Raw genomic sequence first — 4,482 nt, forward strand, 5'->3', positions numbered from 1 at the left:
CCGCTCGTGTCGGCCGCCCCGGCGGGCGGCACCGCGACCCGCCCCGTCCGGCGTTCCCCGTCCAGGACGCGCAAGGCCCGCTCCAGCGTGGCCCGGTGCAGCTCGGTCTCGCCGCGCGCGTGCATCAGCGCCAGCGCGTCCCGCAGCCGTGTCACCTCGGCGACGAGCGCCTGGGCGGCGCGCAGGGCCGCGTACGTGTCGTCGCCGCGTGCGGGATTGACCCGGCCGAGCAGTTCCGCGGTGGCGAGGTAGTGGTCGACGAGTTCGCCCTCGGCGCGGGTCAGCGCGGGCAGCGGCGGGAGTTCGGGTGGCAGCACGCGCTCACCTGGGCCCGGGTCGCGGTGCGCGCCGGTCGGCGAGGTCGTCGACGATCCCGTACTCCCGCGCCTCCGTCGCCGTCAGGACGAGATCGCGCTCCATGTCCGCGTGCACCTGCTCCTCCGTCCGTCCCGTGTGCTCCGCCAGGAGCCGTTCCGTCGTGCGGCGCTCGCGCGCCAACTCCTCGGCCTACACCGCCAGATCGCTCGGCTGTCCCCGCATGGCCTCGGGCAGCTCGGGCTGTCGCAGCACGATCCGCGCCCCCAGCAGCGCCGCGCGTTTGCCCGCGGCGCCCGAGGCGAGCAGGACCGCGCCGACGGATACGGCCTGTCCGAGGCAGTACGTCGCGACGTCGCACGCGAGGTGCCGCATCGTGTCGTAGACGGCGGTCAGCGCGGTGAAACTGCCGCCCGGGCAGTTGAGATAGAGGGAGATGTCCTGGTCGGGGGCCGCGTACTCCAGGTGCATGAGCTGTACCACCAGATCCGCCGCCGCCGTGTCGTCGAGCGGCGTGCCGAGGAACACGATCCGACCTTCCAGGAGCCGGGAGTACGGGTCAAGAGTGCGGGTGCCGTAGCTGGTGCGCTCGGTGAACTCGGGGAGGACGTGGCGGGCGAAGGGGGACCGGTCGATGGACGGCAAGGCGGTGCCTCCTGAGCTGCGTTCAAAATGTACGTCCTGTAAATTCTGTACAGAACGTACGTGAGTCTGTGTCAGCTGCGGGGCCTCGCGCAACAAGGACGCCCGGATTACGCCGACAGCGAGAGCGGTCGCGCGATTTAAGGTGGATTCCATGGTTTACGAGATCCCGGTGACGCGAGCCCGTGCCGAGCTGGCCGACCTGATCAACCGGGTCGTCTACGGCGAGGAACGCGTCGTCGTCACCCGCCACGGCAAACCCCTCGCCGCGCTCGTCTCGGCGGCCGACCTGGACCGCCTCGCGGCCCTCGACGCCGAAGAGGCCGCGGAGGCGGCACGGCCGACGCCCTCCCTCGGCAGCGTCACGTCGCTGCCCGAACCCGCGCCCCCCGCCGACCCCTTCCGCTTCGGCATCGCCGCCGAACACCGCCCACCGGGGCAGTCGCACTGACGGCGACGCCCTCTCGGCCGCGCCCAGAAACCGTGGGTGTCCCTTCGGCCGCGCGCCCAGAAGCCGTACGGGTCCCGTCCCGCCCCACGTATACGAGCCGCCCCGCCCCCGTCGCGACCGCGCACCTCTCGCCCCGCGTGCCCGGTCCGCCGCGTAACGCGCCGGAAATCGTTCGCCGTTAGCCTCGGCTTCGCCTCGCCGGGCGTCTCCGGCAGGACGAGTGGAAGGTGGTAGGCGCGTGCACCTCACCCCGCACGAGCAGGAACGGCTGCTGATCCATGTGGCGGCCGACGTGGCGCGCAGGCGACGGGAGCGGGGGCTCAGGCTCAACCATCCCGAGGCGGTCGCCCTCATCACCGCGCACCTGCTCGAAGGGGCGCGCGACGGCCGTACGGTCGCCGAACTCATGGCCTCGGGACGCGAAGTCCTCACGCGCGCCGATGTCATGGACGGCATTCCCGAGCTGATCCACGAGGTGCAGGTCGAGGCCACCTTCCCCGACGGCACCAAGCTCGTGACCGTCCACGAGCCGATCGTGTGAACCACCGGTGCGGCCGTCCGAGCCGGTCGCCCGCGTCCGACGCCCGAGTCCGTCGCCCGAAGGGAAAGGCCCGCGTGATTCCCGGGGAGATCCTGTACGCCGAGGAGCCCGTCGCCTACAACGAGGGCCGCGAGGTCACCGTGGTGACCGTCCTCAACCGCGCCGACCGGCCCGTCCAGGTCGGCTCGCACTACCACTTCGCCGAGGCCAACCCCGGCCTCGACTTCGACCGCGCGGCCGCGCACGGCAAGCGGCTCCACATCCCCGCCGGGACGGCCGTCCGCTTCGAGCCCGGCATCCCCGCCGAGGTCGCGCTCGTCCCGCTCGCCGGCGCCCGCTTCGTCGCGGGCCTGCGCGGCGAGACGGCGGGTCCGCTCGACGCCCGTACCCCCACCGCCGTACCGGACGAGGGAGCCACCCGTGACGACACCTGAGCCCGACCCCCGCCGGTACACCCTCGCTCGGCCCGCCTACGCCGATCTCTACGGGCCCACGACCGGGGACCGCGTCCGTCTCGCCGACACCGACCTGCTGGTCGAGATCGAGGAGGACCGCTGCGGCGGCCCGGGGCGCGCGGGCGAGGAGGCGGTCTTCGGCGGCGGCAAGGTCATCCGCGAGTCGATGGGCCAGTCCCGCGCGAGCCGCGCCGACGGCGCCCCCGACACCGTCGTCACGGGCGCCGTCGTCCTCGACCACTGGGGCATCGTCAAGGCCGACATCGGCATCCGCGACGGGCGGGTCGTCGCGCTCGGCAAGGCCGGGAACCCCGACACGATGGACGGCGTGCACCCGGCCCTCGTCATCGGCCCCGAGACGGAGATCATCGCGGGCAACGGGAAGATCCTCACCGCCGGCGGCATCGACACGCACGTGCACTTCATCTCGCCGGGGCTCGTGGACGAGGCGATCGGCTCGGGCGTCACCACGATGGTCGGCGGCGGCACGGGACCCGCCGAGGGGACGAAGGCCACCACCATCACCCCCGGTTCCTGGCACCTGGCCCGCATGTTCGAGGCCCTGGAGAACAGCCCCGTCAACCTCGGCTTCCTCGGCAAGGGCAACACCACCTCGTACGCCTCGATGCGCGACCAACTGCGCGCGGGCGTCGTCGGGTTCAAGATCCACGAGGACTGGGGCGCGACCCCCGCCGTCATCGACGCCTGCCTCGACGTGTGCGAGGAGTCCGGCGCGCAACTCGCCATCCACACCGACACGCTGAACGAGGCCGGTTTCGTCGGCGACACCTTCGCCGCCGTACGCGGCCGCACCCTGCACGCCTTCCACGTCGAGGGCGCGGGCGGCGGGCACGCACCCGACATGATCACGGCCGTCTCGCTCCCGCACATCCTGCCCAGCTCCACCAACCCGACCCGCCCGCACACCGTCAACACCGTCGAGGAACACCTCGACATGCTGATGGTCTGCCACCACCTCAACCCGGCGGTCCCGGAGGACCTCGCCTTCGCCGAGTCCCGCATCCGCCCGTCGACGATCGCGGCCGAGGACATCCTCCACGACCTCGGCGCCATCTCGATCATGTCCTCGGACTCCCAGGCGATGGGCCGCGTCGGGGAGGTGATCCTGCGCACCTGGCAGACCGCGCACGTCATGAAGCGGCGGCGCGGCAGCCTCCCGGGGGACGGGCGCGCCGACAACCTGCGCGCACGGCGGTACGTGGCGAAGTACACGATCAACGCGGCGCTCGCGCAGGGCATCGACGCCGAGGTCGGTTCCGTCGAGCCGGGCAAGCTCGCCGATCTCGTGCTGTGGGACCCGGCGTTCTTCGGCGTGAAACCCCAACTCGTCCTCAAAGGCGGCCAGATCGCCTGGGCCCAGATGGGCGACGCCAACGCGTCCATCCCCACGCCCCAACCCGTCCTGCCCCGCCCCATGTTCGGTGCCATGGGCGCCGCACCTGCCGGGCTGTCGCTCAACTTCGTCACCCAGGCGGCACTTGACGACGATCTCCCCGAACGACTGGGCTTGCGCCGCACGTTCACCGCCATCCACTCGACGCGCGGCCTCGGCAAGGCGGACATGCGGCTCAACGACGCGCTGCCCCGCGTCGAGGTCGCCCCCGACAGCTTCGCGGTGACGATCGACGGGGAACTCGTGGAACCCGAACCGGTGGCGGAACTCCCCATGGCACAGCGGTACTTCCTGTTCTGAACCCTCCGGTCGCGCGCGAGTCCGCCCACCCGCAGGTCCCCCCCCGCAAACCCGCCCGCACGCCCCGCCCGCGAGAAAGGCCCCACCCGTGCCGGTCCCCTCCGCCCTGCTCGTCCTCGCCGACGGCAGGCTCCCCGCCGGGGGTCACGCGCACTCCGGCGGGGCCGAGGAGGCCGTCGCGGACGGGCGGATCAAAAGCCCCGCCGACCTGTACGCGTACTGCCTCGGCCGCGCGCACACCACCGGTCTCGTCGCCGCCTCGCTCGCCGCCGCCGCTGCCGACGGACTCGATCCCCTCGCGCTCGACCGCGCCGCCGACGCCCGCACCCCCTCCCCGGCCCTGCGCGCGGCGGCCCGCAGGCTC

The 4,482-nt window shown here is 72.8% G+C and carries 5 protein-coding genes and 2 pseudogenes; 5 read left to right on the plus strand and 2 right to left on the minus strand.

Going from position 1 to position 4,482, the window contains the following annotated elements; all coding sequences use genetic code 11:
* The coding region (locus tag G3I42_RS09765; protein WP_164284329.1) for a hypothetical protein at positions 1-317 on the minus strand (317 nt) is incomplete at its 3' end.
* A gap of 4 nt (positions 318-321) precedes the next feature.
* Positions 322-960: pseudogene (locus G3I42_RS09770) on the minus strand (ATP-dependent Clp protease proteolytic subunit).
* Between the two features lie 151 nt (positions 961-1,111).
* Between G3I42_RS09770 and G3I42_RS09775 the strand changes: the two are divergent.
* From G3I42_RS09775 to G3I42_RS09795, 5 genes and pseudogenes are all read left to right on the plus strand, one after another.
* Complete coding sequence (locus G3I42_RS09775) at positions 1,112-1,408, plus strand: type II toxin-antitoxin system Phd/YefM family antitoxin (RefSeq protein WP_164284331.1); 297 nt, start codon at positions 1,112-1,114, stop codon at positions 1,406-1,408.
* Between the two features lie 238 nt (positions 1,409-1,646).
* Positions 1,647-1,949 carry an urease subunit gamma gene (locus tag G3I42_RS09780; RefSeq protein ID WP_164284333.1) on the plus strand — a complete coding sequence of 101 codons (303 nt, stop codon included), beginning with the start codon at positions 1,647-1,649 and terminating at the stop codon, positions 1,947-1,949.
* Between the two features lie 74 nt (positions 1,950-2,023).
* A complete protein-coding gene (locus G3I42_RS09785) occupies positions 2,024-2,383 on the plus strand; it encodes an urease subunit beta (protein WP_164284335.1) in 360 nt (119 codons plus the stop codon).
* On the plus strand, positions 2,370-4,118 hold the full coding sequence (locus tag G3I42_RS09790; RefSeq protein WP_164284337.1) for an urease subunit alpha: 1,749 nt from the start codon (positions 2,370-2,372) through the stop codon (positions 4,116-4,118). The genes G3I42_RS09785 and G3I42_RS09790 overlap by 14 nt, the downstream gene beginning before the upstream one ends.
* Positions 4,119-4,206: 88 nt before the next feature.
* A pseudogene (locus G3I42_RS09795) lies at positions 4,207-4,482 on the plus strand (urease accessory protein UreF); the annotation flags it as partial.

Origin of the sequence: Streptomyces sp. SID11385 (genome assembly GCF_010548245.1) — a bacterium.
In the GTDB taxonomy this organism is placed as follows: domain Bacteria; phylum Actinomycetota; class Actinomycetes; order Streptomycetales; family Streptomycetaceae; genus Streptomyces.

Coding starts and splice junctions, on each gene's coding strand:
- G3I42_RS09775 (WP_164284331.1), top strand. CDS start 1,112: ATGGTTTACGAGATCCCGGTGACGCGAGCCCGTGCCGAGCTGGCCGAC.